Annotated in this window: 25 protein-coding genes and 1 riboswitch; of the genes, 14 read left to right on the forward strand and 11 right to left on the reverse strand. The window is 71.5% G+C overall.

Annotated elements, in window-relative coordinates; genetic code table 11:
* Positions 1-295: 295 nt before the first annotated feature.
* The 4 genes from glyA to ACTOQ3_RS19315 all read right to left on the reverse strand — a co-directional run bounded on the left by glyA (position 296) and on the right by ACTOQ3_RS19315 (position 3,700).
* Complete coding sequence (gene glyA, locus ACTOQ3_RS19300) at positions 296-1,552, reverse strand: serine hydroxymethyltransferase (RefSeq protein WP_362681052.1); 1,257 nt, start codon at positions 1,550-1,552, stop codon at positions 296-298.
* 32 nt (positions 1,553-1,584) lie between these two features.
* Positions 1,585-1,668: riboswitch (ZMP/ZTP riboswitch) on the reverse strand.
* A complete protein-coding gene (locus ACTOQ3_RS19305; RefSeq protein ID WP_362681055.1) occupies positions 1,662-2,690 on the reverse strand; it encodes a YihY/virulence factor BrkB family protein in 1,029 nt (342 codons plus the stop codon). Its footprint overlaps the riboswitch before it by 7 nt.
* 93 nt (positions 2,691-2,783) lie before the next feature.
* Positions 2,784-2,918: a hypothetical protein gene (locus tag ACTOQ3_RS19310; protein WP_440084760.1), complete on the reverse strand. Its 135-nt coding sequence runs from the start codon at positions 2,916-2,918 to the stop codon at positions 2,784-2,786.
* Positions 2,915-3,700, reverse strand: a complete 786-nt coding sequence (locus ACTOQ3_RS19315; RefSeq protein ID WP_440084761.1) for a TIGR03084 family metal-binding protein — start codon at positions 3,698-3,700, stop codon at positions 2,915-2,917. The genes ACTOQ3_RS19310 and ACTOQ3_RS19315 overlap by 4 nt, the downstream gene beginning before the upstream one ends.
* Positions 3,701-3,792: 92 nt before the next feature.
* Here ACTOQ3_RS19315 and ACTOQ3_RS19320 point away from each other — a divergent pair, with 92 nt between their 5' ends.
* From ACTOQ3_RS19320 to ACTOQ3_RS19345, 6 genes are all read left to right on the forward strand, one after another.
* Positions 3,793-3,918, forward strand: coding sequence for a hypothetical protein (locus tag ACTOQ3_RS19320; protein WP_440064229.1), 126 nt, complete (start codon positions 3,793-3,795; stop codon positions 3,916-3,918).
* 538 nt (positions 3,919-4,456) lie between these two features.
* Positions 4,457-6,139: a nitrite/sulfite reductase gene (locus ACTOQ3_RS19325; protein WP_440084762.1), complete on the forward strand. Its 1,683-nt coding sequence runs from the start codon at positions 4,457-4,459 to the stop codon at positions 6,137-6,139.
* 79 nt (positions 6,140-6,218) lie between these two features.
* Complete coding sequence (locus ACTOQ3_RS19330; protein ID WP_012893136.1) at positions 6,219-6,362, forward strand: hypothetical protein; 144 nt, start codon at positions 6,219-6,221, stop codon at positions 6,360-6,362.
* On the forward strand, positions 6,359-6,556 hold the full coding sequence (locus tag ACTOQ3_RS19335) for a hypothetical protein (protein ID WP_440084763.1): 198 nt from the start codon (positions 6,359-6,361) through the stop codon (positions 6,554-6,556). Before ACTOQ3_RS19330 ends, ACTOQ3_RS19335 begins: the two co-directional genes overlap by 4 nt.
* The gene (locus ACTOQ3_RS19340) at positions 6,553-7,281 is read left to right on the forward strand and encodes a phosphoadenylyl-sulfate reductase (RefSeq protein WP_344746662.1); all 729 of its coding nucleotides are present in this window, start codon (positions 6,553-6,555) and stop codon (positions 7,279-7,281) included. The genes ACTOQ3_RS19335 and ACTOQ3_RS19340 overlap by 4 nt, the downstream gene beginning before the upstream one ends.
* Complete coding sequence (locus tag ACTOQ3_RS19345) at positions 7,278-8,039, forward strand: sirohydrochlorin chelatase (protein ID WP_440084764.1); 762 nt, start codon at positions 7,278-7,280, stop codon at positions 8,037-8,039. Before ACTOQ3_RS19340 ends, ACTOQ3_RS19345 begins: the two co-directional genes overlap by 4 nt.
* Positions 8,040-8,068: 29 nt before the next feature.
* On the opposite strand, the gene ACTOQ3_RS19350 is transcribed toward ACTOQ3_RS19345, so the two are convergent.
* Together ACTOQ3_RS19350 and ACTOQ3_RS19355 are read right to left on the reverse strand one after the other, a co-directional pair.
* Positions 8,069-9,127: a SigE family RNA polymerase sigma factor gene (locus ACTOQ3_RS19350; protein ID WP_440084765.1), complete on the reverse strand. Its 1,059-nt coding sequence runs from the start codon at positions 9,125-9,127 to the stop codon at positions 8,069-8,071.
* A 130-nt stretch (positions 9,128-9,257) separates the two neighbouring features.
* The gene (locus ACTOQ3_RS19355; protein WP_440084766.1) at positions 9,258-10,034 is read right to left on the reverse strand and encodes a DUF1707 SHOCT-like domain-containing protein; all 777 of its coding nucleotides are present in this window, start codon (positions 10,032-10,034) and stop codon (positions 9,258-9,260) included.
* A 143-nt stretch (positions 10,035-10,177) separates the two neighbouring features.
* On the opposite strand from ACTOQ3_RS19355, the gene ACTOQ3_RS19360 reads away from it, so the two are divergent.
* The 4 genes from ACTOQ3_RS19360 to glgX all read left to right on the forward strand — a co-directional run bounded on the left by ACTOQ3_RS19360 (position 10,178) and on the right by glgX (position 16,452).
* On the forward strand, positions 10,178-11,635 hold the full coding sequence (locus tag ACTOQ3_RS19360) for an ankyrin repeat domain-containing protein (protein ID WP_440084767.1): 1,458 nt from the start codon (positions 10,178-10,180) through the stop codon (positions 11,633-11,635).
* 203 nt (positions 11,636-11,838) lie between these two features.
* Positions 11,839-13,479, forward strand: coding sequence for an isovaleryl-CoA dehydrogenase (locus ACTOQ3_RS19365; RefSeq protein ID WP_440084768.1), 1,641 nt, complete (start codon positions 11,839-11,841; stop codon positions 13,477-13,479).
* 110 nt (positions 13,480-13,589) lie between these two features.
* Entirely contained in the window at positions 13,590-14,018 is a 429-nt protein-coding gene (locus tag ACTOQ3_RS19370) for an OsmC family protein (RefSeq protein ID WP_329083919.1), read from the forward strand.
* 313 nt (positions 14,019-14,331) lie between these two features.
* Entirely contained in the window at positions 14,332-16,452 is a 2,121-nt protein-coding gene (gene glgX, locus ACTOQ3_RS19375; RefSeq protein WP_440084769.1) for a glycogen debranching protein GlgX, read from the forward strand.
* A 125-nt stretch (positions 16,453-16,577) separates the two neighbouring features.
* Here glgX and ACTOQ3_RS19380 read toward each other — a convergent pair whose 3' ends face one another.
* Positions 16,578-16,982, reverse strand: a complete 405-nt coding sequence (locus ACTOQ3_RS19380) for a hypothetical protein (protein ID WP_440084770.1) — start codon at positions 16,980-16,982, stop codon at positions 16,578-16,580.
* Positions 16,983-17,110: 128 nt separating this feature from the next.
* Between ACTOQ3_RS19380 and ACTOQ3_RS19385 the strand changes: the two genes are divergently transcribed.
* Both ACTOQ3_RS19385 and ACTOQ3_RS19390 read left to right on the forward strand, forming a co-directional pair.
* Positions 17,111-17,839 (forward strand): pyrimidine reductase family protein, encoded by a 729-nt coding sequence (locus tag ACTOQ3_RS19385; protein ID WP_440084771.1) that lies wholly within the window; start codon positions 17,111-17,113, stop codon positions 17,837-17,839.
* Between the two features lie 46 nt (positions 17,840-17,885).
* Positions 17,886-18,257, forward strand: coding sequence for a hypothetical protein (locus ACTOQ3_RS19390; RefSeq protein ID WP_440084772.1), 372 nt, complete (start codon positions 17,886-17,888; stop codon positions 18,255-18,257).
* 155 nt (positions 18,258-18,412) lie between these two features.
* On the opposite strand, the gene ACTOQ3_RS19395 is transcribed toward ACTOQ3_RS19390, so the two are convergent.
* A complete protein-coding gene (locus tag ACTOQ3_RS19395) occupies positions 18,413-18,913 on the reverse strand; it encodes an NUDIX hydrolase (RefSeq protein ID WP_440084773.1) in 501 nt (166 codons plus the stop codon).
* 450 nt (positions 18,914-19,363) lie between these two features.
* Between ACTOQ3_RS19395 and msrB the strand changes: the two genes are divergently transcribed.
* Positions 19,364-19,765: a peptide-methionine (R)-S-oxide reductase MsrB gene (msrB, locus tag ACTOQ3_RS19400; protein WP_440064253.1), complete on the forward strand. Its 402-nt coding sequence runs from the start codon at positions 19,364-19,366 to the stop codon at positions 19,763-19,765.
* A gap of 170 nt (positions 19,766-19,935) precedes the next feature.
* A complete protein-coding gene (locus ACTOQ3_RS19405; protein ID WP_440084774.1) occupies positions 19,936-20,073 on the forward strand; it encodes a hypothetical protein in 138 nt (45 codons plus the stop codon).
* Here the strand turns inward: ACTOQ3_RS19405 and ACTOQ3_RS19410 are convergent.
* From ACTOQ3_RS19410 to hemG, 3 genes are all read right to left on the reverse strand, one after another.
* On the reverse strand, positions 20,051-20,620 hold the full coding sequence (locus ACTOQ3_RS19410; RefSeq protein ID WP_440084775.1) for a hypothetical protein: 570 nt from the start codon (positions 20,618-20,620) through the stop codon (positions 20,051-20,053). The genes ACTOQ3_RS19405 and ACTOQ3_RS19410 overlap by 23 nt on opposite strands.
* Positions 20,621-21,040: 420 nt before the next feature.
* Positions 21,041-21,742 (reverse strand): hydrogen peroxide-dependent heme synthase, encoded by a 702-nt coding sequence (gene hemQ / locus ACTOQ3_RS19415; RefSeq protein ID WP_440084776.1) that lies wholly within the window; start codon positions 21,740-21,742, stop codon positions 21,041-21,043.
* 2 nt (positions 21,743-21,744) lie between these two features.
* Complete coding sequence (gene hemG / locus ACTOQ3_RS19420) at positions 21,745-23,187, reverse strand: protoporphyrinogen oxidase (protein ID WP_440084777.1); 1,443 nt, start codon at positions 23,185-23,187, stop codon at positions 21,745-21,747.
* Positions 23,188-23,271: the final 84 nt, after the last annotated feature.

Consider the following 23,271-nt stretch of genomic DNA (forward strand, 5'->3'; position numbering starts at 1 on the left):
CTCCCACGGCCGAGGCCCGGAAATCCCGGGCGCCGCCGGCGCCCGGCGCGCTCCGCCCCGGTGCCGCGCGGCGGGTTCCGTCCCCGGGGTGGACCTTCCGGCCGCCACGGCGCCCGGCGACGCGAGAACGCCCGGCCGGGGAGTCCCCGGCCGGGCGTCTCGTCCTGCTCGTCCCGCTCGTCCCGCTCGTCCTGCTCGTCCCGCTCGACGTGGTCGATCGGCGCGTCACGGCGCCCCGGAGACCTCGCGAACCGCGAAGGTCATCAGAACGGCGGTCCGGACGCCACGGGCACGGTCACAGACCGGGGGCGGGGAAGTGGGAGGTGAGCTCCCTGACCTCGCCGTGGACGCGGGTGATCACGTGCTTGGCCTCTTCCTCGTCCTTGGCCAGCGCGGTGACGACCTGGTCGATCCAGGCACCGATCTGCCGCATCTCCGCGACGCCCATGCCCCGGCTGGTCACGCCCGCGGTGCCGATACGGATGCCCGAGGGGTCGAACGGCTTGCGCGTGTCGAAGGGCACGCTGTTGTAGTTGGTCTCCAGCCCGGCCTTGTCCAGGGCCTGGGCGGCGGGCTTGCCGCCGATGCCCTTGGGGGTGAGGTCGAACAGGATGAGGTGGTTGTCGGTGCCCCCGGAGACCAGGTCGAAGCCCCGGCCCAGAAGCTCCTCGGCCAGCGCCTGCGCGTTCAGGACGACCTGGCGGGCGTAGTCCTTGAAGTCGTCGGTCGACGCCTCCTTGAGCGCCACCGCGATGGCCGCGGTGGTGTGGTTGTGCGGCCCGCCCTGCAGGCCGGGGAAGACGGCCTTGTTGAGGGCGGTGGCGTGCTCGTCGGAGGTGGCCATGAGCATGGCGCCCCGGGGACCGCGCAGGGTCTTGTGGGTGGTGGTGGAGATGACGTCCGCGTGGCCGACAGGCGAGGGGTGGGCGCCGCCGGCCACCAGGCCCGCGATGTGCGCGATGTCGGCGGCGAGCACGGCCCCGACCTCGCGGGCGATCTCGGCGAAGGCCGGGAAGTCGATCGTGCGCGGGACCGCGGTGCCACCGCAGAAGATCAGCTTGGGACGCTCGCGGAGGGCGATCTCGCGTACCTCGTCCATGTCCACGCGGCCGGTGTCCTGCCGCACGCCGTAGCGGACCGGGTTGAACCACTTGCCGGTGGCCGAGACCGACCAGCCGTGGGTCAGGTGACCGCCGAACGGCAGGCCCATGCCCATCACGGTCTCGCCCGGCTTCAGGAAGGCCAGGTAGATGGCGAGGTTGGCGGGCGAGCCCGAGTAGGGCTGCACGTTGGCGTGGTTCACCCCGAACAGGGCCTTGGCCCTGTCGATGGCGAGGGTCTCGACCTGGTCGATGACCTGCTGGCCCTCGTAGTAACGCTTGCCGGCGTAGCCCTCGGAGTACTTGTTGGTCAGGACGGTGCCCGTGGCCTCGAGGACGGCCTTGGAGACGTAGTTCTCCGAGGCGATCAGCTTGACGGTGTCGGACTGCCGCCGCTCCTCGGCCCTGATGAGCTCGGCGATCTGCGGATCCACGCTGGAAAGAGCGCTCATGCGCCTTCACTCCCCTGTCATCGTCGACATCGCGCGAAGACCCAGGCGCTCGGCCTCCTCGCCCTTTCGCTCCCCGGTGGTCTCTCCCACCCTATGCGCCAGTCGCGGTTTAGACGATAGCGGACTGGGCTCCGCGCCCGGCGCGACCTGCGCCCTCGACAGGCCAGAGCCGGTCGACCTCGGCGTTGAGCGTGGCGCCGATGAGCACGGCCAGCGCGGTGATGTAGAGCCACAGCAGCACGGCGATGGGGGCGGCGAGCGAGCCGTAGATGGAGACCGGCGAGAACCAGGCGGCGAGGACCGCGCGTAGCACGGCCGCGCAGACGATCCAGATGACGAGCGCGAGCAACGCCCCGGGCAGCTCGCGCCACCAGCGCGTGCGTACGGGCACGCTCACGTGGTAGAGCAGGGTAAGGAAGATCACCGAACCGATGATCACCACCGGCCAGTAGAGGATGTCGACCAGCACGGTGTAGTCGGCCGGCAGGGCCCCGCGCAGCGCGGCCGGGCCGAGGACGAGCACGGGCATGACCACCAGCCCGATCAGCAGGCCCGCGAGATAGAACCCGAAGGACATCAGGCGGGTGCGGATGATGCCGCGCTCCTCGCCGAGGCCGTAGGCGACCGAGATCAGGTCGACGTAGACGAACAGCGCCCGCGAGCCCGACCAGAGCGCGAGCAGGAAGCCCAGGGAGATCAGCGAGACCTGGTTCTCGGGCTTCAGCACGTCCTGGAGAAGGGGGGTGACGACGGTGTCCACGGCGCTGTCGGTGAACAGCAGGTGGGCCTGCTGGTCGATCCAGACGCTGACGTTCTTGACCGTCTCGGGGCCGAACACCCGGGTCAGCTGGCCGAGCACGCCGATCAGGCCGAGCATGAACGGCGGCAGCGACAGCAGCGCGAAGAAGGCCGCCTCGCCCGCCAGGCCGGTGACGCGATAGGTGATGCCCGCGTTCGTGGTGGCGACGATCAGGGTCCACACGTCGGTGCCGCGGATCCACGCGCGCAACGCCCGCAACCTGGCCCAGACGTCCGTACCGCGGATCCACGCGATCCCGGCGCGCCAGCGAACCCCGGGCCCGCGCGGAGGGCGCCGCTCGGGCCCGGGCCGATGGGCCGGGGCATCAGTGGACGTCATGCCACACAACGGTATTCCTAGCCGCGCTTGATCACGAGTCGGGCGGGCAACGATCCAATCTCACGCACCTGCCCGCGCCGCCTGGGGCGAAACCTACCCGTGGTGGAACGCCCCGGCGTCGCCGGCGTCGACGATGCGCGCGCCCAGCGGCAGCGGGGAGACCGGGATCGGCTTGAGGCCGGCCGGGCCCAGCGGGATGCCGATGATCGGCAGGAAGAGCCGGATCACCCGAGTGGGGCCCGCCCCTTGCCCGGCGGCCCGGCGAAGGCCTGGGCGACCGCGGTCCACGTCCGGGCGGTCTCGCCGCGCACCAGCAGGGACGTGTCGGCGAGGTGGCGGCGCTGGACCACCAGGAGGCAGAAGTCGAGCATGGGCCCGCGGACCACGTCGGCGGCGGCCGGGGGCCCGGCCTCCCACGGCGACCCGTCGGGCATGGTCAGCTCCACCCGCACCGGGCGCGACGGCGGCTCCAGGCCGCGCACCGCGAAGCCGTACGGCATCGCGCGCACCCCGAGCGTCGCCACGTGCCTGAGCCTGGCGGTCGGCACGCGCTCGACACCGAGCGCGTCCGCCACGTCCTGCCCGTGGGCCCAGGTCTCCATCAGGCGCGCCGTGACGAAGGACGCGGCCGACATCTCCGGCCCGTACCAGGGCAGCCTGGCACCGGCGTCCAGCCGGGCGAAGGCCTCCAGGCAGCGGGCCCTCGCCTCGCGGAACCACTCGTGGAGCCGGGCGGCGGTCAGCCCGCGCGAGGCGGCGGCGAGTTCGTCCACCGCGGAGTCCCCGCGGGCGAGGAACGCGGGCAGGGCGGCGCGGAACGCCTCGGGATCGACGGCGGAGAGGGAAGCGGCGTCGTCGAACCAGGCGAGATGGCCGACCTGGTCCCGGACCGCCCAGCCCTCGGCCGGGGTGGGCAGTTCCCACTCGCCGGGGCCGAGGCCTCCGATCATGGTGTCGAACTCGGCCGTCTCGGCGCGCAGATCCGCCAGCAGCTCGTCCATCAGCCCCATGACGCCTCCCTGTCTCGACCCGGACAAGGATAACCGAGTAATATTCTGGAAGGAACAGCGCAGAATGGACCCATGATCTGCGAGGACTGCACGTGATCTGCGAAGACTGCAAGGAGCGGCGGCACGAGAAGTGCCGGGGAGGTTCGTGGTGCGACTGCCAGCACCAGCCCGCTCCCGAGCCCAGGGAGTCGGCGCTGGACTGGCCGCGCCAGGGATGACCCACGACCCGGCCCGCGGAACGTCCGGTCTCCCCGCCGGGCCGGTGTCCCCGCCGGACCGGTCTCCTCACTGGACCGGTGTCCCCTCTGGACCGGTCTCCTCCCCGGGCTGACGTCCGCGCCGGACCGGTTCCCCTGCCGGGCCGGCGCTCAGCGCGGGCCGGCACCCCCGCACTCCGGACGCTCCCGGCCCCCGTGCTCCGGCGCGGGTCCGGATCCCTACGCCCGCGACCGGACGTCCACGTTCCCGTCCAGATAGTGGAACTGACATTGGACATCCACGACGCCCGGGGTATCGTCGTATACATGCCAGCGGACCCGTTGCTCGTCGTGCGACGCCACGTCGACCTCCTGCGTGTCCACAGTGCCATCTGTTGTGACGTCCGTTAACCGTCGCCCCCTGCTGATTTCACCCAGCTCGGCCGCGTAACAGGCGTCCTCTTCTGAGTAATCAACCCCCGCACTCGACGATGAGGCGGGAGGTGCCGCCGGTGCGCGTCCGGAAATCATTCCATCGAGCCACAATAAGGACGCGCACATGACGACCCCAGCCCGGTCGGCGAATCGACATCACAAGCGCCCGCGCGGCGAAGGTCAGTGGGCTCTCGGCTACCGCGAGCCCCTGAACAAGAACGAGGAGAACAAGAAGAACGACGACGGCCTCAACGTCCGTCAACGGATCATCGACGTCTACTCCAAGCGCGGCTTCGACTCCATCGACCCCGCCGACCTGCGCGGCCGGATGCGCTGGTTCGGCCTCTACACCCAGCGCAAGCCCGGGATCGACGGCGGCAAGACCGCGATCCTGGAGCCGGAGGAGCTCGACGACCGCTACTTCATGCTCCGCGTCAGGATCGACGGCGGCCGGCTCAACCTGGCCCAGCTGCGCGTCATCGCCGACATCTCCAACCTCTACGGCCGCGGCACCGCCGACGTCACCGACCGGCAGAACATCCAGCTGCACTGGATCGAGATCGAGGCCGTCCCCGACATCTGGGAGCGCCTGGAGTCGGTGGGCCTGTCCACCACCGAGGCCTGCGGCGACACCCCGCGGGTGATCCTGGGCTGCCCGCTGGCCGGGATCGACACCGACGAGGTCATCGACGGTTCCGCGCTGGTCCAGGAGATCCACGACACCTACATCGGCGACCCGGCCTTCTCCAACCTGCCGCGCAAGTTCAAGTCCGCGGTGAGCGGGTGCCCGGCGCACTGCACCGTGCACGAGATCAACGACGTGGCGTTCGTGGGCGTCGTGAACGAGAGCGGCGAGCGCGGCTTCGACCTGTGGGTGGGCGGCGGCCTGTCCACCAACCCGATGCTGGGCAAGCGGCTCGGCGTCTTCCTCACCCCGGAGCAGGTAGCCCCCGCCTACGGCGGCGTGATCGGCATCTTCCGCGACTACGGCTACCGCCGGCTGCGCCACCGGGCCAGGATCAAGTTCCTGATCAACGACTGGGGTGTCGAGAAGTTCCGCGACATCCTGGAGAAGGAATACCTGGGATACACCCTGCCCGACGGCCCGGCGCCCGAGCCGCCGCGCGGCGGCCGCAGGGACCACGTGGGCGTCTTCCCGCAGAAGGACGGCAACTTCTACGTCGGCTTCGCCCCGAAGGTCGGCCGCCTCGACGGCGACAAGCTGCACCTGATCGCCGACATCGCCGAGCGGCACGGCTCCGACCGGGTGCACACCACGGTCGAGCAGAAGATGGTCATCCTCGACGTGGCGCCCGACAGGGTCGACAGCCTCGTCGCCGAGCTGGAGGCGGGCGACCTGCGGGTCAACCCCTCCACCTTCCGCCGCCAGACCATGGCGTGCACCGGGATCGAGTTCTGCAAGCTGGCCATCGTCGAGACCAAGGTCACCGCGGCCGACCTGATCGACGAGCTGGAGCAGCGGCTGCCCGACTTCAAGAGCCCGCTGACCATCAACGTCAACGGCTGCCCCAACTCCTGCGCCCGCATCCAGGTCGCCGACATCGGTCTCAAGGGCCAGCTCGTCGTCAACGACAAGGGCGAGCAGGTCGAGGGCTTCCAGATCCACCTGGGCGGCTCGCTGGGCGTCAACCCCGGCTTCGGCCGCAAGGTCCGCGGCCTGAAGGCCACCTCCGAGGAGCTTCCCGACTACGTGGAGCGCGTGCTCCGCAACTTCGAGAAGCAGAAGGACGAGGAGGAGACCTTCTCCGACTGGGTGCAGCGCGCCGACGAGACGGACCTGAAGTGAACGGCCGGTACGCCGTCCTCCCGGGAACGGGCCGGACGAACCAGACGAGCCGGACGCGCACCGGGACGAGGAGGAGCGGATGAGCGAGCGAGCCGTTCCCTTCCACTGCCCGTACTGCGGCGAGGAAGACCTGGAGCCCTACGAGGGCGACGGCGGCTGGTACTGCCGGTCGTGCGTGCGCGCCTTCAAATTGAAGTTTCTCGGAATCGGGGTGCGCTCGTGACGCGCGGCGAATCCGGCGCGGCGAACGCGATGACCGCGGTGACCTCTCCGGCCGGCGAGGTCACCGCGGTCCGCACGGCCCGCACGGTGGATCCGGCCGGACCCCGGCCGGATCCCGGCACGACGACGAGCGCAGTGGTCCGCGCGGCACGATCTGCCCGCGCGGCGAACGAGGATTGGGTGAGCGAGCGATGACACTGGTGGACATCGAAGTCGGATTACGTCAGCAGCGGGGGACGCTCGATCTGCAGGAGATCGTCGAGTCCGCGGCGCGGTTCCTCGAGGACGCCTCGGCCCTCGAGATCATCCGCTGGGCGGCGGCGACCTTCGGCGACCGGCTCTGCCTGACCGCCTCGATGAGCGACGCCCTGCTGATCGACCTGGTCAGCCGGGTCAAGCCGGGCGTGGACGTGCTGTTCATCGACACCGGTTACCACTTCGCCGAGACGATCGGCACCCGTGACGCCGTCCAGCAGGTCTACGACGTGAACGTGATCGACGTGAAGCCGTCCCGCACGGTGGCCGAGCAGGAGCGCGACCTGGGTCCGCGCCTGTTCGGGCGCAACCCCGACCTGTGCTGCTACCTGCGCAAGGTCGAGCCGCTCAACCGCGCCCTCGAACCGTACCTCGCCTGGGTCTCCGGCATCCGCCGCGATGAGGCCGTCACCCGCGCCGGCGTCAAGGTCGTCGAGTGGGACGCCAAGCGCCAGATGGTCAAGATCAACCCGATCGCCCGGTGGACGCAGGAGGACGTCGACAACTACATGGCCGACAACGGGGTGCTGATCAACCCGCTGCACTACGACAACTACCCCTCGATCGGCTGCGCCCCCTGCACCCGCCAGGTCGCCCCGGGAGAGGACCCGCGCAGCGGTCGCTGGGCGGGCATGGGCAAGACCGAGTGCGGGCTGCACGTATGACGTGGCGTGCCCCCGGCGCCGCTGTCGGGACACCGCTGGTCGCGGTGGCGCACGGGTCCCGTGACCCGCGCGCCGCGGCGACGGTGGAGGACCTGCTCGACCTGGTACGGGGTGCGCGGCCCGAGCTTCTCGTACGCACCGCCTACCTCGACCACGCCTCCCCGACGCTTCCCATGGCGCTGTCGGGGCTGGCCGAGGCTGCGGTGCTGCCGCTGCTGCTCACAGAGGCCTACCACAGCCGGGTCGACATCCCCGGCGCGCTGGCCGAGGCGACGGCCCGCAGGCCCCTGCTGCGCGTGCACGCGGGCGCCACGCTGGGCCCGCACCCGCTGCTGGTCACCGCGCTGGAGCGGCGCCTGGCCGAGGCGGGCGTGGAGCCGGGCGAGCCCGGCACCGCCGTGGTGCTGGTCTCGGCCGGTTCCAGCGACCGGCGGGCCAACGCGACGGTCGCCGGGATCGCCGGGGACTGGGCGAGGGCGCGCGGCTGGCGGTCGGTGACCGCCGCCTACGCCTCGGCCGCCGGCCCCACCCCCGAGGAGGCCGTGCTGCGCCTGCGACGCTCGGGAGCCTCGCGGATCGTGGTCGCCCCCTACCTGCTCGCCCCCGGCCACTTCGCCGACAAGATCCGCCGCGAGACCCTGGCCGCGGGCGCCGACGCCGTCGCCGACGTGCTGGGCGCCGCCCCCGAGGTCGCCGCGGTGCTGCTCGAACGCTACGAGCGGGCCACGCGCCGGCATCCTGTGCTCGCCACGGCCTGAACGCCGGCGGGGGCGGAGCCGCGCGGATCTCAGGGACCGCCCGGCGGTGTGGTTCCGCCCTCGCAGGTCAGGCGGACCATCTCTCCGGTGCGCGGATCCAGCTGGCGTACGTTGTCCCGGCAGACCGAGGGGATCATCTCCCGCACCGAGAGCGCCCAATCGAGAGGGAAGGACTTCGCTTCGGCGAGTTGCTCCTCCCATCCCTCGAAGAAGCCGTCCATCTCCTCGACGAGTTCACCGGCCGTCCGGCCGGCCCTGTCGACCTCGCCGGGCAGTACGACCGCGGACACGAACCGCCCCCCGGCCAGGCGATCCCCACCTCGGATCGCCTGGCCGCCCGGGGTCTCCCTGAAGATCGTCATGGGGTATCCGTCGGGACCGGTTCCGCAGAGGTGCCGTCGGGGAGGGCCGTCGCCGATCCAGACGATCGCTCGCCGCAGCGGCCCGGAGCAGTGGACGGTCACCCCCAGCAGCTCGCTCCCGGATTCGATCCGGAGTCTCTCGCGCGTCCCGCCGGTCCTGTAGCCGCCGCTCGCGACCTCGTCCCCGGGGTATGGTCCGCCCAGCGGCTGTGACGTCGTCGGGACGGTGGGGGACGGTCTGGCCATGACGCCGGTCCAGACGTCCAGGTCGTCCGTGACGCCGCCCGCGGGTGTGTTGAGGGCCACCGCGACCGCGCCGCCCGCCACCCAGCGGCGGCGACGCCTGATCGCGCGGACGCGCCGGTGGACGCCGGCGACGATCACGGCCCGCTGCCTGCCGGGAAGTCCGGCCAGGACCTGCCGGACCGCCTCTCGCGTCACCACGGCGTCCACCGTGTCGCCGTCCGGCGCCTCGGGGAGGACCGCGCTCGGCACCTCTCCGCGCCACCTGCGCCGCCACCAGGTGGCGTGGGTGTTGACCAGGATGCGGTAGACGTACGGGTCCGGATCGTCGCCCACCCTCCGCCAGGCGAGCCACGCCTTGGCCAGGGCCGTCTGCAACAGGTCCTCCGCCGTGCCCCGGTCGCGGCACAGCAGGTATGCGGCCCGTAACAGGCGGGCCGAGCGCTGCTCCACGTAGTGCTCGAAGTCAGCCCGATCTCGCATCGGGGATCCTCACTGTCGGTGTGTGTCACCGATCACTACGCCTCGGGGATCCTCGGACGTTGCACGTGTCCCGGAGCTCACCCGCCGAAGGCTCGGAGTCCCCGTGCGGGCGGCGAGAGCGGGGCCGCGTTCAGTGGCGGGGCGGCTGCGGGGGCTGGGGCGGCGCCGGAGGCCACGGGTGCGGGTGCCGCGACCACTCCTGGTGGGAGGGGTGGATCTGGTGGGAGCCCGGTCCGACCTGGTAGGGCCCCGACTCGCCGGTGAGCTCGCCGCGCAGCTCGTTCCACTGCTCCCGCCAGGCGGCCCACGCCTTCTTGAGGGGCTTGGCCTTGGCGTCCCCGACCACCTTGACGTCTCCCATGAGGACGTAGGCCCTGACCCTGACGAGCGGCGCGTTCGTGCCCGGGGGCGCCTCGATGACCTGGACCTTCTTGTCCCCCATGACGGCGATGCCGTCGAGCTCGACGTCCACCCCGTCCGGAACGATGATCTTCACGTCGCCCATGACCGCGGTGGCCATGATGTCGACCACTCCCCCGGTGCGGACCTCGGCCTGGCGCAGGTCCAGCACGACGTCGCCCATCACGGCGACGGCGCCCAGCGGCTTGTCGATCCGCCACGAACCGCGCCGCTTGGAGCTGCCCATCACCGCGACGAACCAGCGCCGCGCCTGGCCGCTCCGCTCCGCCGGGGGCGGGGAGTAGGCGGGCGCGGGCACCGGGTGGCCGCCGGGCAGGTCGGAGGTGACCACCGCCAGCTCGGCCTGGGTGCGGGCGGTGTAGGCCGCCTCGGTGCGCTCGGTCAGCTCCCCGAGGGTCAGACGGCCCTCGACGGAGGCGACCCGCAACGACTCCACGGCGGCTTCCCGCTCCGCGTCCGAGACCCGCATTTCCCCGGGATCATTCATAACTCACAACATATCGCGAGTTGGCCCCATAGAGGATCCCTCGGAAGGAGGAAGCCCGATAAACACATCGGATGACGCCTCGTCGCCGGGCGCGAGGCCGGCGTACGGCCGAGCCGGGGAGGCACGCCATATGATCCGGAGGCATGTACCGAGAACTTCTGGACGCGGTGGCGGCCAACGACGCCGAGCGGGCCGAGCGGCTGCTGCAGGGCGGCACGAGCGCCGACCCCGACGGCGCGGAAGAGCCCACCGCCCTTTACCTGGCATCGAACCGGGGCCGCGTGGCCGTCGTGCGCGCGCTGCTGGCCCACGGAGCCGATCCCAACCGGATCAGCGGTGGTGAGGACGGAGGGCTGCCCCTGTCGGCCGCCGCCGCCCTGGACCGTGTCGAGGCCCTGGAGGCGCTGCTGGCCGCCGGTGCCGACGTGTCGGGGCGGGAGGCCGGCGGGTGGACCGCCCTGCTCTGGGCCGCCGCCAACGGACGGGCCGACGCGCTCCACGCGTTGCTCGCCGCCGGGGCGGACCCCGAGGACTCCAACGAGACCGGCGACACCGCGCTCACCCTGGCCACCCGGCGCGGCGCCCTGGGTGTCGTGCAGGCGCTGCTGCAGGCGGGCGCCGAGGCCGACCGGCCCGACGGCGACGGCGACACGCCGCTGTCCATCGCCTACGACTGGCTGGGCACCCAGCTGGAGAGCGCGCTCCTGGAGCAGCTCACCGAGCAGGTCCCCGAGGACTCGCAGTTCGTCGTGGGCCGCAGCAGGGCGAAGGACGGCACCGACCTGGTGACCGTCGCGGCGGTGGGCCCCGACGGGACCCGCCTGGCCGAGCTCACCTGCCAGCGCGGGCACGCGGCCGTCGCCACCCTGCTGGAGGACGCCACGGGCGAGCGGCTGCCGTTCGACGAGCTGGTCGAGCGGGCGATGCCCTACCGGGACATCGACGAGGAGGCCGAGACCTGGTGGACCGTGGCGAGCTCGCTGAGCGGGCGCGGTGACGGGGAGACCTTCGACGCGGCGGCGCGGCTGTGCTCCAACGAGGATCCGCGCAAGCGGGAGTTCGCCGTCGACGTGCTCGCCCAGTTCGGGTTCACCGGCGACGAGAAGCCCTACCTGGAGGAGGCGCTGCCGATCCTGCGCCGGATGGCGGCCACCGAGGGCGACGAGCGGGTGCTGCGCTCGGTGCTCGGCGCGCTCGGCCACCACGCCGACCCGCGCGCCCTGCCCGAGGTGCTGGAGATCATCAACGCCGACGGCTGGACCCGCACGCAGGCCGACCCCGCCGCGCTGGCCGCCGTCCTGCCTCCGGGCGACGCCGAGGGGCTCGCGCTGCTCATCGCCATGACGGAGGACCCCGACGCGGAGGTGCGCGACTGGGCCACCATGGGCCTGGCGGGCCTGTCGGAGGCCCCGCAGGACAGCGAGCGGATCCGCGACGCGCTGGCCGCCAGGCTCGACGACGAGGACCTGAACACGGTCGCCGAGGCCACGCGCGGCCTGGCCACCCGGGGCGACGCGCGGGCCCAGCGGGGCGCCGACCGCGTGCTCGCCGAGAGCGACGAGGACGACGACTACATCCGCGATCTGGTCAAGAACCCCTGACCCGCGAGCCGGCCGCTCCGCACTCGGGCCCGGTCCCCGCCCCGGCGTCGTCGGGGCGCGGACGGGCCCGTCCCGCGTACGCCGGGGTGAACTTCCGGAGGCCGGTGTCCAACTATGGACGAAAATCGGATATAGACCCCAATAAAGGGCGCTCCCCCTCCGGAAGGGTGTTGAGATAGGCACAGAAGCCGGCGACGAGCCGGATGATTCACCGGAGGCCGCACGTGACCCATGACGTCTTCAACCAGGCTCATCCGCTCACCGGGCACGACGTGTCCGCCGACGCCGCCCTGATGGAGGGCGTGGCCCGCGAGGGCGCGGGGTGGGCCACCGGGGAACTGCGCCGGCTCGGCCTCCTCGCCGGTTCCGAGCAGGCCCAGGACTGGGGGCGGCTGGCGAACGAGCACCCGCCCGTCCTGCGTACCCACGACCGGTACGGGCGGCGGATCGACGAGGTGGAGTTCCACCCCGCCTGGCACGAGCTGATGACCGTCGCCGTCGACAACGGCATGCACGCCACCCCGTGGTCGAGCGCCAGGCCGGGCGCGCACGTGGCCCGCGCCGCCAAGTTCTACGTCTGGGGCCAGGTCGAGGCCGGGCACGGCTGCCCGATCTCGATGACCTACGCCTCGATCGCCGCGCTGCGCCACAGCCCGGCGCTCGCCGCGGACTGGGAGCCCCTGCTCGCCGCCCGCAGCTACGACTTCGGGCTGCGCCCGCCGCTCGGCAAGCGCGGCGTGCTCGCCGGGATGGCGATGACCGAGAAGCAGGGCGGCTCCGACGTGCGCGCGGGCACCACCCGCGCCGAACCGCAGGGCGACGGGAGCTACGTCCTGACCGGCCACAAGTGGTTCAACTCCGCCCCGATGTGCGACGTGTTCCTGGTCCTCGCCCAGGCCCCCGGCGGGCTGTCGTGCTTCCTGCTCCCCCGCGTCCTTCCCGACGGGACCCGCAACGCCGTCCATCTGATGCGGCTGAAGGACAAGCTGGGCAACAGGTCCAACGCCAGCGCCGAGGTGGAGTACCACGGCGCGACGGCCTGGCTGGTGGGCGAGGAGGGCCGGGGGCTGCGGACCATCCTGGAGATGGTGAACATGACCCGGCTGGACTGCGTGATCGGCTCCGCGGCCGGCATGAGGTACGGCGTCACGCAGGCCGTCCACCACGCCGGGAACCGCGGCGCGTTCGGCAGGAAGCTCGCCGACCAGCCGCTGATGCGCAACGTCCTGGCCGACCTGGCCCTGGAGTCGGAGGCGGCGACCGTCCTGATGACGCGGCTGGCCGGGGCCACCGACCGGGCCATCGCCGGCGACCAGGCCGAGGCCGCGCTGCGCCGCACCGCGCTGGCCGTGAGCAAGTACTGGGTCTGCAAGCGCGCCCCGGTCCACGCGGCGGAGGCGCTGGAGTGCCTGGGGGGCAACGGCTACGTCGAGGAGTCCCAGATGCCGCGGTTGTTCCGCGAATCGCCGCTGAACGGCATCTGGGAGGGGTCGGGGAACGTCGCGGCGCTGGACGTGCTGCGCGCCCTGGGCCGCGAGCCCGAGGCCCAGGAGGCGTTCTTCGCCGAGGTCGCGCTCGCCGCCGGAGCCGACCGGCACCTGGACGCCGCCGCCGACCGCCTGCGCAAGTCCCTGGACGACACCACCGACCTCGAGATCCGGGCCCGGCGCGTCGCCGAGGACATGGCGCTGGTGCTGCAGGGCTCCCTGCTCGTCCGGCTGGCCCCCGCGGCCGTGGCCGACGCCTTCTGCGTCTCCCGCCTGTCCGGCGACGCGGGCCGCGCCTTCGGCACCCTGCCCACCGGCCTGGACCTGGACGTCCTCGTCGAGCGCGCCTCGTTCTGAACTCCGGCCCTCCGGGTTCCGGCGCAACGGGTGCTCCGGGACACGGCCGGGTCACGGCGCCGAGTAGGGTCGGTCATGGCCAACGGTTCATGATCGAAAGGACAATCGCCATGGCGACGACACGTACCGCGACGACTCAGTGGAAGGGCGCGCTGCTCGACGGTTCGGGCAGCGTCTCCCTCGACTCCTCCGGGGTGGGCACGTTCGACGTGTCCTGGCCCTCGCGCGCCGAGCAGGCCAACGGCAAGACCTCCCCGGAGGAGCTCATCGCGGCCGCCCACTCCTCGTGCTTCTCGATGGCTCTCTCCCACGGGCTGGCCCAGGCCGGCACCCCGCCCCAGACCGTGGAGACGAAGGCGGACGTGACCTTCCAGCCGGGCGAGGGCATCACCGGGATCGTCATCTCGGTCCGCGCCCAGGTTCCCGGCCTGACGGCCGAGCAGTTCCAGGAGGCGGCCGAGACCGCCAAGGCGAACTGCCCGGTGAGCAAGGCCCTCTCGGGCACGACGATCAGCCTCAACGCCGAGCTGCTGAGCTGATCGCGGCCCTGCCTCCGCGATCGGGCTGACCGCGGTCGAACCGTCCCTCCGGGCGCTCACCACGGGTGGGGTGCCCGGAGTGGACGGTCGCCTCGAACCGGTCACCGAGGGTGGCCGGCGGCGGGCCGGCCACGACGCCTTCGCGGCCACGCGTACCCCTCCGGTCACGCGTGGTCGCACGGCGTGCACGGAAAAGGGTAGGTACGGAAAGCACTCCATACCCCGGATACGAAACTCCTCAATACCACCTTAAAGTGACAGGGGCGAGATACAGCCTGCACAAGGGAGCCGGACCAGAGGAGAACGGGGTCACATGCGCGCAGTCTGGCCGGGAGAGTCCTATCCGCTCGGCGCCACCTGGGATGGCGTGGGTGCCAACTTCTCACTGTTCTCCGAGGTAGCGGAGCGTGTCGAACTCTGCCTTTTCGGAGACGACGGCCGTGAGGAGCGTGTCGAGCTGACCGAGGTCGACGGGTTCGTCTGGCACGGCTACGTCCCGGGGATCATGCCGGGGCAGCGGTACGGCTACCGCGTCCACGGCCCCTACAACCCTTCCCAGGGGCACCGGTGCAACCCCTCCAAGCTGCTCCTCGATCCCTACGCCAAGGCCGTCGAGGGTGACCTGAAGTGGAACGAGGCGATGTTCTCGTACCAGTTCACCGATCCCGGCACCCGCAACGACGAGGACACCGCCCCCTTCATGCCGAAGAACGTGGTGATCAATCCGTTCTTCGAGTGGGGCAACGACAGGTCGCCCCGGACCCCGTACCACCAGACCGTGATCTACGAGGCGCACGTGCGCGGGCTCACGATGCGCCATCCCGCGGTGCCCGAGGAGCAGCGCGGCACCTACGCGGGGCTGGGCCACCCGGCGGTCATCGACCACCTGCTGAGCCTGGGCGTCACCGCGGTGGAGCTGATGCCGGTGCACCAGTACGTGCCCGAGCACGCGATGGTCGCCCGGGGGCTGACCAACTACTGGGGCTACAACACGATCGCCTACCTGGCCCCGCACGCCGCCTACTCCGGCTCGGGCCAGCGCGGCGAGCAGGTGCTGGAGTTCAAGGCGATGGTGCGGGCGCTGCACGAGGCGGGGATCGAGGTCATCCTCGACGTGGTCTACAACCACACCGCCGAGGGTGACCACATGGGGCCCACGCTGGGTTTCCGCGGCATCGACAACCGGTCGTACTACCGCCTGCACGACGGCGACCGGCGCTACTACCTCGACTACACCGGCTGCGGGAACTCCCTCAACGTCCGCTCGCCGCACGCCCTCCAGCTGATCATGGACTCGCTGCGCTACTGGGTGCTGGAGATGCACGTGGACGGCTTCAGGTTCGACCTGGCCTCCGCCCTCGCCCGCGAGCTGCACGACGTCGACCGGCTGAGCGCCTTCTTCGACCTGATCCAGCAGGACCCGGTGATCTCCCAGGTGAAGCTGATCGCCGAACCGTGGGACGTGGGGCCCGGCGGCTACCAGGTGGGCAACTTCCCCCCGCTGTGGATGGAGTGGAACGGCAAGTACCGCGACAGCGTGCGCGACTTCTGGCGCGGGAGCGGGTCCGCGCTGCCGGAGTTCGCCTCCCGGCTGACCGGGTCCGCCGACCTGTACGCCATCTCGGGGCGCCGCCCGGTGGCCTCCATCAACTTCGTCACCTGCCACGACGGGTTCACCCTGACCGACCTGGTCTCCTACGACCGCAAGCACAACGAGGCCAACAAGGAGAACAACCGCGACGGCACCGACGACAACCGGTCGTGGAACTGCGGCGCCGAGGGCCCGGTGGAGGACCCGGAGATCGTGAGCCTGCGCCGGCGCCAGCGCCGCAACCTCCTGGTCACCCTGTTCATCTCCCAGGGCGTGCCGATGTTGCTGGCCGGCGACGAGTTCGGCAGGACCCAGCGCGGCAACAACAACGCCTACTGCCAGGACAACGAGATCTCCTGGATCGACTGGTCGCTGGTCAACACCGAGGGGGAGCTCCTCGACTTCGTCAGGGGCCTGTCCAAGCTGCGGCGCGAGCACCCCGTCTTCCAGCGGCGCCGTTTCTTCCACGGCCACAAGGCCGACGACGGGACCCGCGACATCGTCTGGCTCACCCCGGCCGGCGAGGAGATGTCGGCCGGCGACTGGCACACCGGCTACGCCAAGTCGCTGACCGTCTTCCTGAACGGCGACGCCATCACCGAACCGGGCACGCGCGGCGAGCGGATCACGGACGACTCCTTCCTGCTCCTGATCAACGCCCACCACGAGGACATGTCCTTCAACCTTCCCGAGGCGAAGTACGGCAAGCGGTGGCAGCGCGTGCTGGACACCGCGGACGACGGGCCGGCCGAGGCCCCCTTCGCCGAGGAGTCGTGGCCGGCCGAGGCCTCGGTGGAGGTGACCGCGCGCTCGGTGCGGATCCTGCGCTGCGCGCGCCTGTAGAGCGCTTCGAGGCCTCTCGCGCGTCCTGGGATCCTTCTCGATCCCTTGGCGGCTTGAGGCCTTTCAGGCGTCTTTCCAGGTCTCCTGGGTGCCCTCGAAGGTCCCTTGGGCGCCCTTGAGGCCTCTCAGGCGCCGGACGCGACCGCGGCGGTGAGCAGGACGAGCACGAAGGTCACCACCCCCACGGCGCCGTGCAGCAGGACGGCGACCATGGGAAAGCGCTGCTCGGCACCGCGGGCGTGGCGGCCACCGCCCAGCCAGCGGGTGAACATCGTGAAGCCCAGCAGCGCGGAGGCCGAGAGCACGCCGAACGACAACCAGGCGAAGAGCGGATCCAGGGTGAGCACGTGGACGACCCAGCAGGCCAGGGCGGAGACCGCCAGGACCGGATGAGCGAAGATCAGCAATGTCGGAAACCGAGTGACCTTGGTCGCCTGCTGGCGCAGCCCTCCCCCGGAGAGCCACAGGTACAGCAGGTAGATCCCGACCATCGCGGTGATCAACCATGTCACGATCGCGACAAGCCCCACACAGCCCTCCCCGTGTCTCCAAGGATGAATCATGTATCGGGAGCCGTCCGAAGTCACTACAAGCCGTCACAACCGTTATCGACCATGCCGGGAAAGCTCACAGATCGCCTTCGTGCGAAGGTAGGGCGATGCGCCTCATCCATCCCGAGACCTCTGCCGAGGTCGACCTCGCGCGGGCCTACGCCTACCCGGCCGGTCCCTGTCTCCGGATCAACATGGTCGCCAGCGCCGACGGCGGGACCTGGCTGAAGGGATTGTCGGGCGAGCTGTCCGGCAGGGGCGACCGCCACGTCTTCTGGGTGCTGCGCGGGCTGGCCGACGTCATCGTGGCCGGGGCGGCGACCGTACGGGCCGAGGGGTACGGCCCGGCGCGGGTCAGGCCGTCGTGGCGAGGGCTGCGCGAGGGCCGCCCGGCCGTCCCCCCGGTGGCGGTGATCACCCGCGGGCTCGACCTCGACCTGTCGGGCCCGCTGTTCGCCGAGGCGGAGCCGTACGCCCGGACGATCGTCATCACCTGCGAGGCCGCGCCCAGGGAGCGTCGCGAGGAGGCCGCCAGGCACGCCGACGTGATCGTGGCCGGGGACGAGCGGGTGGATCCGGCGCTGGCGATGCGGGAGCTCGCCGAGCGCGGCCTGACCCGGGTGCTGTGCGAGGGCGGCCCGAAGGTCAACGCCCAGCTGGCCGCCGCGGACCTGGTCGACGAGCTCTGCCTCACGGTGAGCCCGGTGCTGATCGGCGGGGACGCCGCCAGGGTCCTCGACGGCCCGTCCTCGCTCGCGCGCCTGCGCCTGGCCCACGTCCTGGAGGACGAGGGGTTCCTCTTCACGCGGTACGTCCGGCGGCGCGAGGGGTCGTGACGCCGTTCGTATGGACATCCCGACAAAGAAACGATATATCTCGAATATGCCTCGAACCTCTTCCTCCGGTGACGAACTGCGCGCCTCGCTCGAGGCCCGCCGGCACCTCGGGCCGGAATACGAAGACTCCCTCGTCGAGGGTTTCCTGGAGAAGGTGGACCAGGAGATCGACAAGCGGGTGGACGACCGGCTCGCCGCCCGCGCACGCACGGAGAGCCCCGGGGTCCGCCCCTCCGTGGACGCCGGGCAGCGGCTGGCCCTGGCGATCATCTCCCTCGGGCTCGGGGTGCCGGGGACGATCGCGGTGTCCTACTCCGGCCTGGGCGACTCGCTCCTCGGGTTCATCCTGGTGCTCATGTGGGTCGGGATCGTCAGCGTGAACATGTCGTTCACCCTCGGGCGGCGCCGCCAGGGCTGACCTCCGGCTCCGCCTCCGCCGCCCGCCCGGCTCCCGCGGCCCCCGCCGGGCAGGCGCGTCCGGGAGGCTTCCGCGCACGGCCGGACCCCGTGGCGGGCGAGGAGGCTTCCGCGGCGCCGTCATCGGCGGGGTGAGGCCCCCGGGCACGTACCCGGTCAGGCGTGCGCGGCCGACCAGCCGAGGTGGGGGGCCGCGCGGGCGAGGAGGCCCGGCAGCGCGGGGTGAAGGCCGGTCGGCAGCTCTCCCTCACCGAACCAGGTCAGGTTCCCGATGCGGTCAGGCTCCGACGGCGTGACCTCCCGCGGATCGACCAGCACCGCGAACTGGACGGACACCCAGTGCGTCAGCAGCCCGCCCGAGGTCCGCCTCACGTTGGCCACCCCCACCTGGACCACGTCCAGGGCGGTGGCGCCGAACTCCTCGCCGACCTCGCGCCGGACGCACTCCTCGAAGTCCTCGCCGAACCCGAGCTCGCCCGCCCCCGAGTCCCACACCTCACGGCTGTCCCTCGCCCCGGGACCACGCAGGTGCAGGAGGATCCGGCCCTCGCCGTCGTGACAGACGAAGCTGCAGCTGACCCCGATGTGGGAACGGCCGGCCGGGCGGGGGTCGACGGGGGCCGCATCGTGGTCGTGGTCGTGGTCGCGGTCGCTCAAGGGAGCCCGTCCTGGGTGAGGGGAGGCGCGGGCGTCCGCCCGCCGGTCGGGACCAACCGTAGACCAGCCGAAAACCGGGCCGTCGCGGCGGGACGGGAACCGCCTGAGAACGGGTAGGTCCGCCCCGGAGCCGCCACGGCGGCGGGACCGGGCACTCGACGGGACGGACCGCACAATCACCTGCCGTACCCACCGGTGTCCGGGCGCTGGCGCGCCACCCGGACGGCGGCATTGTGGCCGATCCGCGGTACGCGGACGACCGGCAGATGATTTCACCCCTCAACGGGAAGGTGAACCACCCTCCACACCATTAAAGACGCCAAAACGGTCATCAAAGGATGCTTCGCCTATCAAGATTTTTTCCGGGCGTATCAGCCGGGCGTACGTGCCAGGCGCCCGACGCCGGGACTCGCCCCTCCGCCCGCTTCGGCGACCGCATAGGCTGGTGGAATGGACAAGGTGGTAAAGAGCGACGCCGAATGGCGCGTCCAGCTCTCTCCCGAGGAGTTCCGCGTGCTCCGCCAGGCGGGGACCGAGCGTCCCTTCACCGGCGAGTACGTCGACACCAAGACAGTGGGCGTCTACAGCTGCCGGGCCTGCGGCACCGAACTGTTCCGGTCCGATACCAAATTCGACAGTCATTGCGGCTGGCCCAGCTTCTACGAGCCGTCGAAGTCCGAGGCCGTGACGCTGATCGAGGACCGCTCGATGGGCATGACCCGCGTCGAGGTCAGGTGCGCGACCTGCGACTCGCACCTCGGCCACGTGTTCCACGGCGAGGGCTATGGGACGCCCACCGACGACCGCTACTGCATCAACTCCATCTCGCTGAGGCTGGAGCCCGTCGAGTAGGCTACCGGCTCACCTGTGGAAGGCCCCGCCGGACCGACCTCCGGCGGGGCCTTCCCGCGCTCGGACGGCCGCCTCGCTCCGTCCGGAGGTTAATCGCCTCCAGGAGGGGCAGAGCGAGATGACGCGTAGTGCTCGGACACATCCGTAGCGTGTTCACCTAAGGAGCTCCCGTGCATCTCCGCCACAGATGGGAGATCATCGAGACCATCGGCCGGGTGGTCACCCAGCGCTGCTCGATCTGCGGCAGGACCAGGGTCCGGGTGACCCCGGCGCCCCCCGCGTCGACTATCGCGGACTCGGGTAGGTGAGGCGGCAGTCGGCGTCGTCGGGGCCGAGGACGTTGGCCAGGACCGGGTTGCCGTTCTCCCCGAACTCGGCCTGGACGAAGACGACGGGGCTGGGCATGCCGAGCTCTCCGACGAGATAGTCGACGCCCGCCTCGCAGAGCTTGATCGCCTGCTTCGAGTTGTCCGCCGTCTCCGGCAAGTCTGTATATATCCGCAGATAGCCGCCGACCATGCGGATGTCCTTGATCCGCTTGGTCACCTTACGGCTCTCGAAGTAGGCCACCGCCTTCTTGTCGGTGTGCCTGGAAGGCCCCGACGCCTCGGTCTCCCTGTCCTTCTGGCGTTTCTTCTCGGCCTTGGCCCGCTTCTCGGCCGTCTCCTCGCTCCCCTCACCCTTCCCGTCCACATCGGCGGCGACCACCGTGCCGGCCGCCGGGGCCCCGGGGGGCGCCATGGCGGCCACGCCGCCGGGAACCGGCGCCCGAGCCGTCCCGCCCGCGGGGGCCGCCCCACCGGAGAACCACCCGCTCACCGCGAGGGCCCCCACCGCGAAGGCGACGACGGCCACCGAGACCTCGAGAACGTGCGAGCGAGACTTCTTCCTCCGGCGCCCCCGAGCACGCCGCCTGGATCGTGCCAGACCTTCGCCCCTTTTCACCCTTGGCCTCACATAGACAGGTGATTTTCCCCGAGTATGACAAAGCCAAGGAGCGGTAAAGAGACCTTCACGGGATTATTTTTCGCGGGGTCGTCCCAGGAGACACATCCTTCACCTGGCGGAACTCCCGAACCTCCCAGAACCCGCCGAACCCCCAGAATCCGCGGAGTCCGCGGGACTCACGGCTTTCGCGAGGCTCGCGGAAACCGCGCCTTCGCCGGGCCGGACCCGGCGGTGGCGCGGGAACGCGCGAAGCCTGCGCAGGAAGCCTCAGAGGTGCCGCTTGACGCGGCACAGGCTGAATCCCCGGCCTTCAGGCCGGGGAGCGCGTCAAGGCAGTGCCGCGATCAGCTCGCTCGGGGGCTTGCGGACCCCGGTGTAGAAGGGGATCTCCTCGCGGGTGTGCCGCCGGGCCTCGGCGCCGCGCAGGACGCGCATCAGGTCGACGATGCGGTGCAGCTCGTCGGCCTCGAACGCCAGCATCCACTCGTAGTCGTTCAGCGAGAAGCAGGCGACGGTGTTGGCCCGCACGTCGGGATAGTCGCGGGCCATCCTGCCGTGCTCGGCGAGCATCCGGCGGCGGTCTGCGTCGTCCAGCAGGTACCACTCCAGGGAGCGCACGAACGGGTAGACGCTCACGTACGCCCGTGGCTCCTCCTCGGCCAGGAAGGCCGGGATGTGTGACTTGTTGAACTCGGCCGGGCGGTGCAGCGCCATCGCCGACCAGACCGGCTCGGCCAGCTGCCCCAGGCCGGTGCGGCGGAAGCGCGAGTAGGTCTCCTGCAGGTCCTCGGCCGTCGGGGCGTGCCACCAGAACATGAAGTCGGCGTCGGCGCGGAAGCCCGCCACGTCGTACAGGCCGCGGGTGACCACGTCCTTGCGCCCCATCTGGGCCATGAGCTCCTCGACCTCGGCGGCCATGCCCTCGCGGTGTCCCGGGCAGTGCTCCTTCATCCTGAAGACCGACCACATCGTGTAGCGGATCACCTGGTTCAGGTCGCGCGCCTTGGGCCGCGGGTTCCCGTCCGTCATCGTCACCCCTTTGTCAACGAATCGGTGCTGTCCTGCCATTCTCCCGCGGGGTCCAGGTGGTCGAGAATCCGGGCCGCCGCGGTGCGGGCGGTGGCGACGCAGGCGGGGATGCCGAGGCCGTCGTAGGCGGCACCGCACAGGGCCAGGCCCGGCTGGTCGGCCGCGGCGGCCCGGATGCGGGCCACCCGGTCGAGGTGGCCCACCTCGTACTGCGGCAGGGAGCCTCCCCAGCGGGTCACCCGGGAGTCGCGGGGCAGCCCGCGCACGCCCATGACCTCGACCATCTCGGCCATCGCCAGCGCGACCAGTTCCGCGTCGTCGCGCTGGAGCACGGCCTCCTCGCCGATCCTGCCGATCGAGCAGCGCAGCAGGACCAGGTTGGGGTCGCTCTCCGCCAGGTGCGGCCACTTGACCGAGCTGAACGTGGCGGCCTTGATCGGGCGCCCGTCGACGGCCGGGACCAGGTAGCCGCTGCCGGTCGGCGGTTTGGGGAACGCCTCGCGCGGATAGGCGAGGGTGACGATGGCCATGCTGGCGTACTCGATCCTGGCCAGTTCGGCGGCGGCCCGGGGCACCTCCGCGGCGAGCAGGCGGCTCGCCGCGGGGGCCGGAACGGCGACGATAACCGCGTCGGCCTCGACGGTCTCAGGCGCGGGGACGGGGCCGGTGACCAGCAGCCAGCCGTCCTCGGTCCTGCGCAGCTCCCGGACCGTGACACCGGTCCTGATCTCGGCCCCCGAGGCGGCGGCGACGGCCTCGGGCAGGCTGCCCATCCCCCTGCTCAGGGTGGTGAAGACGGGTCCGGCGTCCTTGGGGGCGTCGGCGGCGATCTCCCTGGCCGCGGTGAGCAGCGACCGCTCGGACCTGGCCGCGATGGCGATCCTCGGCATGGTCGCGTCCAGCGAGAGCCGCTCGGCCCTGCCCGCGTAGACGCCGCCGAGCAGCGGCTCGACGAGCCGGTCGACCACCTCCTCGCCCATCCTCGCCCGGATGTACGCCGCCACCGACACGTCGTTGGTGACGCGCGTGGCCGGCAGGACGTGGTCCAGCGGCACCCGGGCCAGGCCCGCCGGGCTCAGGACGCCCGACCTGGCCAGCGCGAGGACGTCGGAGGGGACGCCCATGACGTGCCCCTCCGGCATGGGCCGCAGCACGCCCCTGGTCAGGATGCCCGCCTTGGTGGTGCCGGGGAGCCTCAGCTCCTCGCCCAGCCCGGCCAGCCTGGCCAGTTCCTTGCCCTCGGGCCGCCGGGCGAGCATCGCCTCGGCCCCCGCGTCCATCGCGACACCCGCCACCTCGGTGGCGTGGAGCTTGCCGCCGATCCGCGAGGCACCGTCGAGGACGGTCACCCTGAGGTGCTCGCCGTGCCGCCGCAGGTGCCACGCGGCGGCCAGTCCGGCGATCCCGCCGCCGACGACCACCACATGCCTCCGCTTGCCTTCCATGACCCGACCGTATCGGTCCCCCCGCCCGCCCGCGCATCCCGCCCGGCGCCCCCGTGACCCGACGGCGCGGAGAACGTGACGCCA

Source organism: Streptosporangium sp. LJ11 (assembly GCF_051918945.1).
Classification (GTDB): Bacteria; Actinomycetota; Actinomycetes; order Streptosporangiales; family Streptosporangiaceae; genus Streptosporangium.

Excerpts from the sequence above, each read along its gene's own strand:
- glyA (WP_362681052.1), bottom strand. The coding sequence starts at position 1,552 with ATGAGCGCTCTTTCCAGCGTGGATCCGCAGATCGCCGAGCTCATCAGG.
- ACTOQ3_RS19305 (WP_362681055.1), bottom strand. The coding sequence starts at position 2,690 with ATGACGTCCACTGATGCCCCGGCCCATCGGCCCGGGCCCGAGCGGCGC.
- ACTOQ3_RS19315 (WP_440084761.1), bottom strand. The coding sequence starts at position 3,700 with ATGGGGCTGATGGACGAGCTGCTGGCGGATCTGCGCGCCGAGACGGCC.
- ACTOQ3_RS19325 (WP_440084762.1), top strand. The coding sequence starts at position 4,457 with ATGACGACCCCAGCCCGGTCGGCGAATCGACATCACAAGCGCCCGCGC.
- ACTOQ3_RS19330 (WP_012893136.1), top strand. The coding sequence starts at position 6,219 with ATGAGCGAGCGAGCCGTTCCCTTCCACTGCCCGTACTGCGGCGAGGAA.
- ACTOQ3_RS19340 (WP_344746662.1), top strand. The coding sequence starts at position 6,553 with ATGACACTGGTGGACATCGAAGTCGGATTACGTCAGCAGCGGGGGACG.
- ACTOQ3_RS19345 (WP_440084764.1), top strand. The coding sequence starts at position 7,278 with ATGACGTGGCGTGCCCCCGGCGCCGCTGTCGGGACACCGCTGGTCGCG.
- ACTOQ3_RS19350 (WP_440084765.1), bottom strand. The coding sequence starts at position 9,127 with ATGCGAGATCGGGCTGACTTCGAGCACTACGTGGAGCAGCGCTCGGCC.
- ACTOQ3_RS19355 (WP_440084766.1), bottom strand. The coding sequence starts at position 10,034 with ATGAATGATCCCGGGGAAATGCGGGTCTCGGACGCGGAGCGGGAAGCC.
- ACTOQ3_RS19360 (WP_440084767.1), top strand. The coding sequence starts at position 10,178 with ATGTACCGAGAACTTCTGGACGCGGTGGCGGCCAACGACGCCGAGCGG.
- ACTOQ3_RS19365 (WP_440084768.1), top strand. The coding sequence starts at position 11,839 with ATGATTCACCGGAGGCCGCACGTGACCCATGACGTCTTCAACCAGGCT.
- ACTOQ3_RS19370 (WP_329083919.1), top strand. The coding sequence starts at position 13,590 with ATGGCGACGACACGTACCGCGACGACTCAGTGGAAGGGCGCGCTGCTC.
- glgX (WP_440084769.1), top strand. The coding sequence starts at position 14,332 with ATGCGCGCAGTCTGGCCGGGAGAGTCCTATCCGCTCGGCGCCACCTGG.
- ACTOQ3_RS19385 (WP_440084771.1), top strand. The coding sequence starts at position 17,111 with ATGCGCCTCATCCATCCCGAGACCTCTGCCGAGGTCGACCTCGCGCGG.
- ACTOQ3_RS19390 (WP_440084772.1), top strand. The coding sequence starts at position 17,886 with ATGCCTCGAACCTCTTCCTCCGGTGACGAACTGCGCGCCTCGCTCGAG.
- msrB (WP_440064253.1), top strand. The coding sequence starts at position 19,364 with ATGGACAAGGTGGTAAAGAGCGACGCCGAATGGCGCGTCCAGCTCTCT.
- hemQ (WP_440084776.1), bottom strand. The coding sequence starts at position 21,742 with ATGACGGACGGGAACCCGCGGCCCAAGGCGCGCGACCTGAACCAGGTG.
- hemG (WP_440084777.1), bottom strand. The coding sequence starts at position 23,187 with ATGGAAGGCAAGCGGAGGCATGTGGTGGTCGTCGGCGGCGGGATCGCC.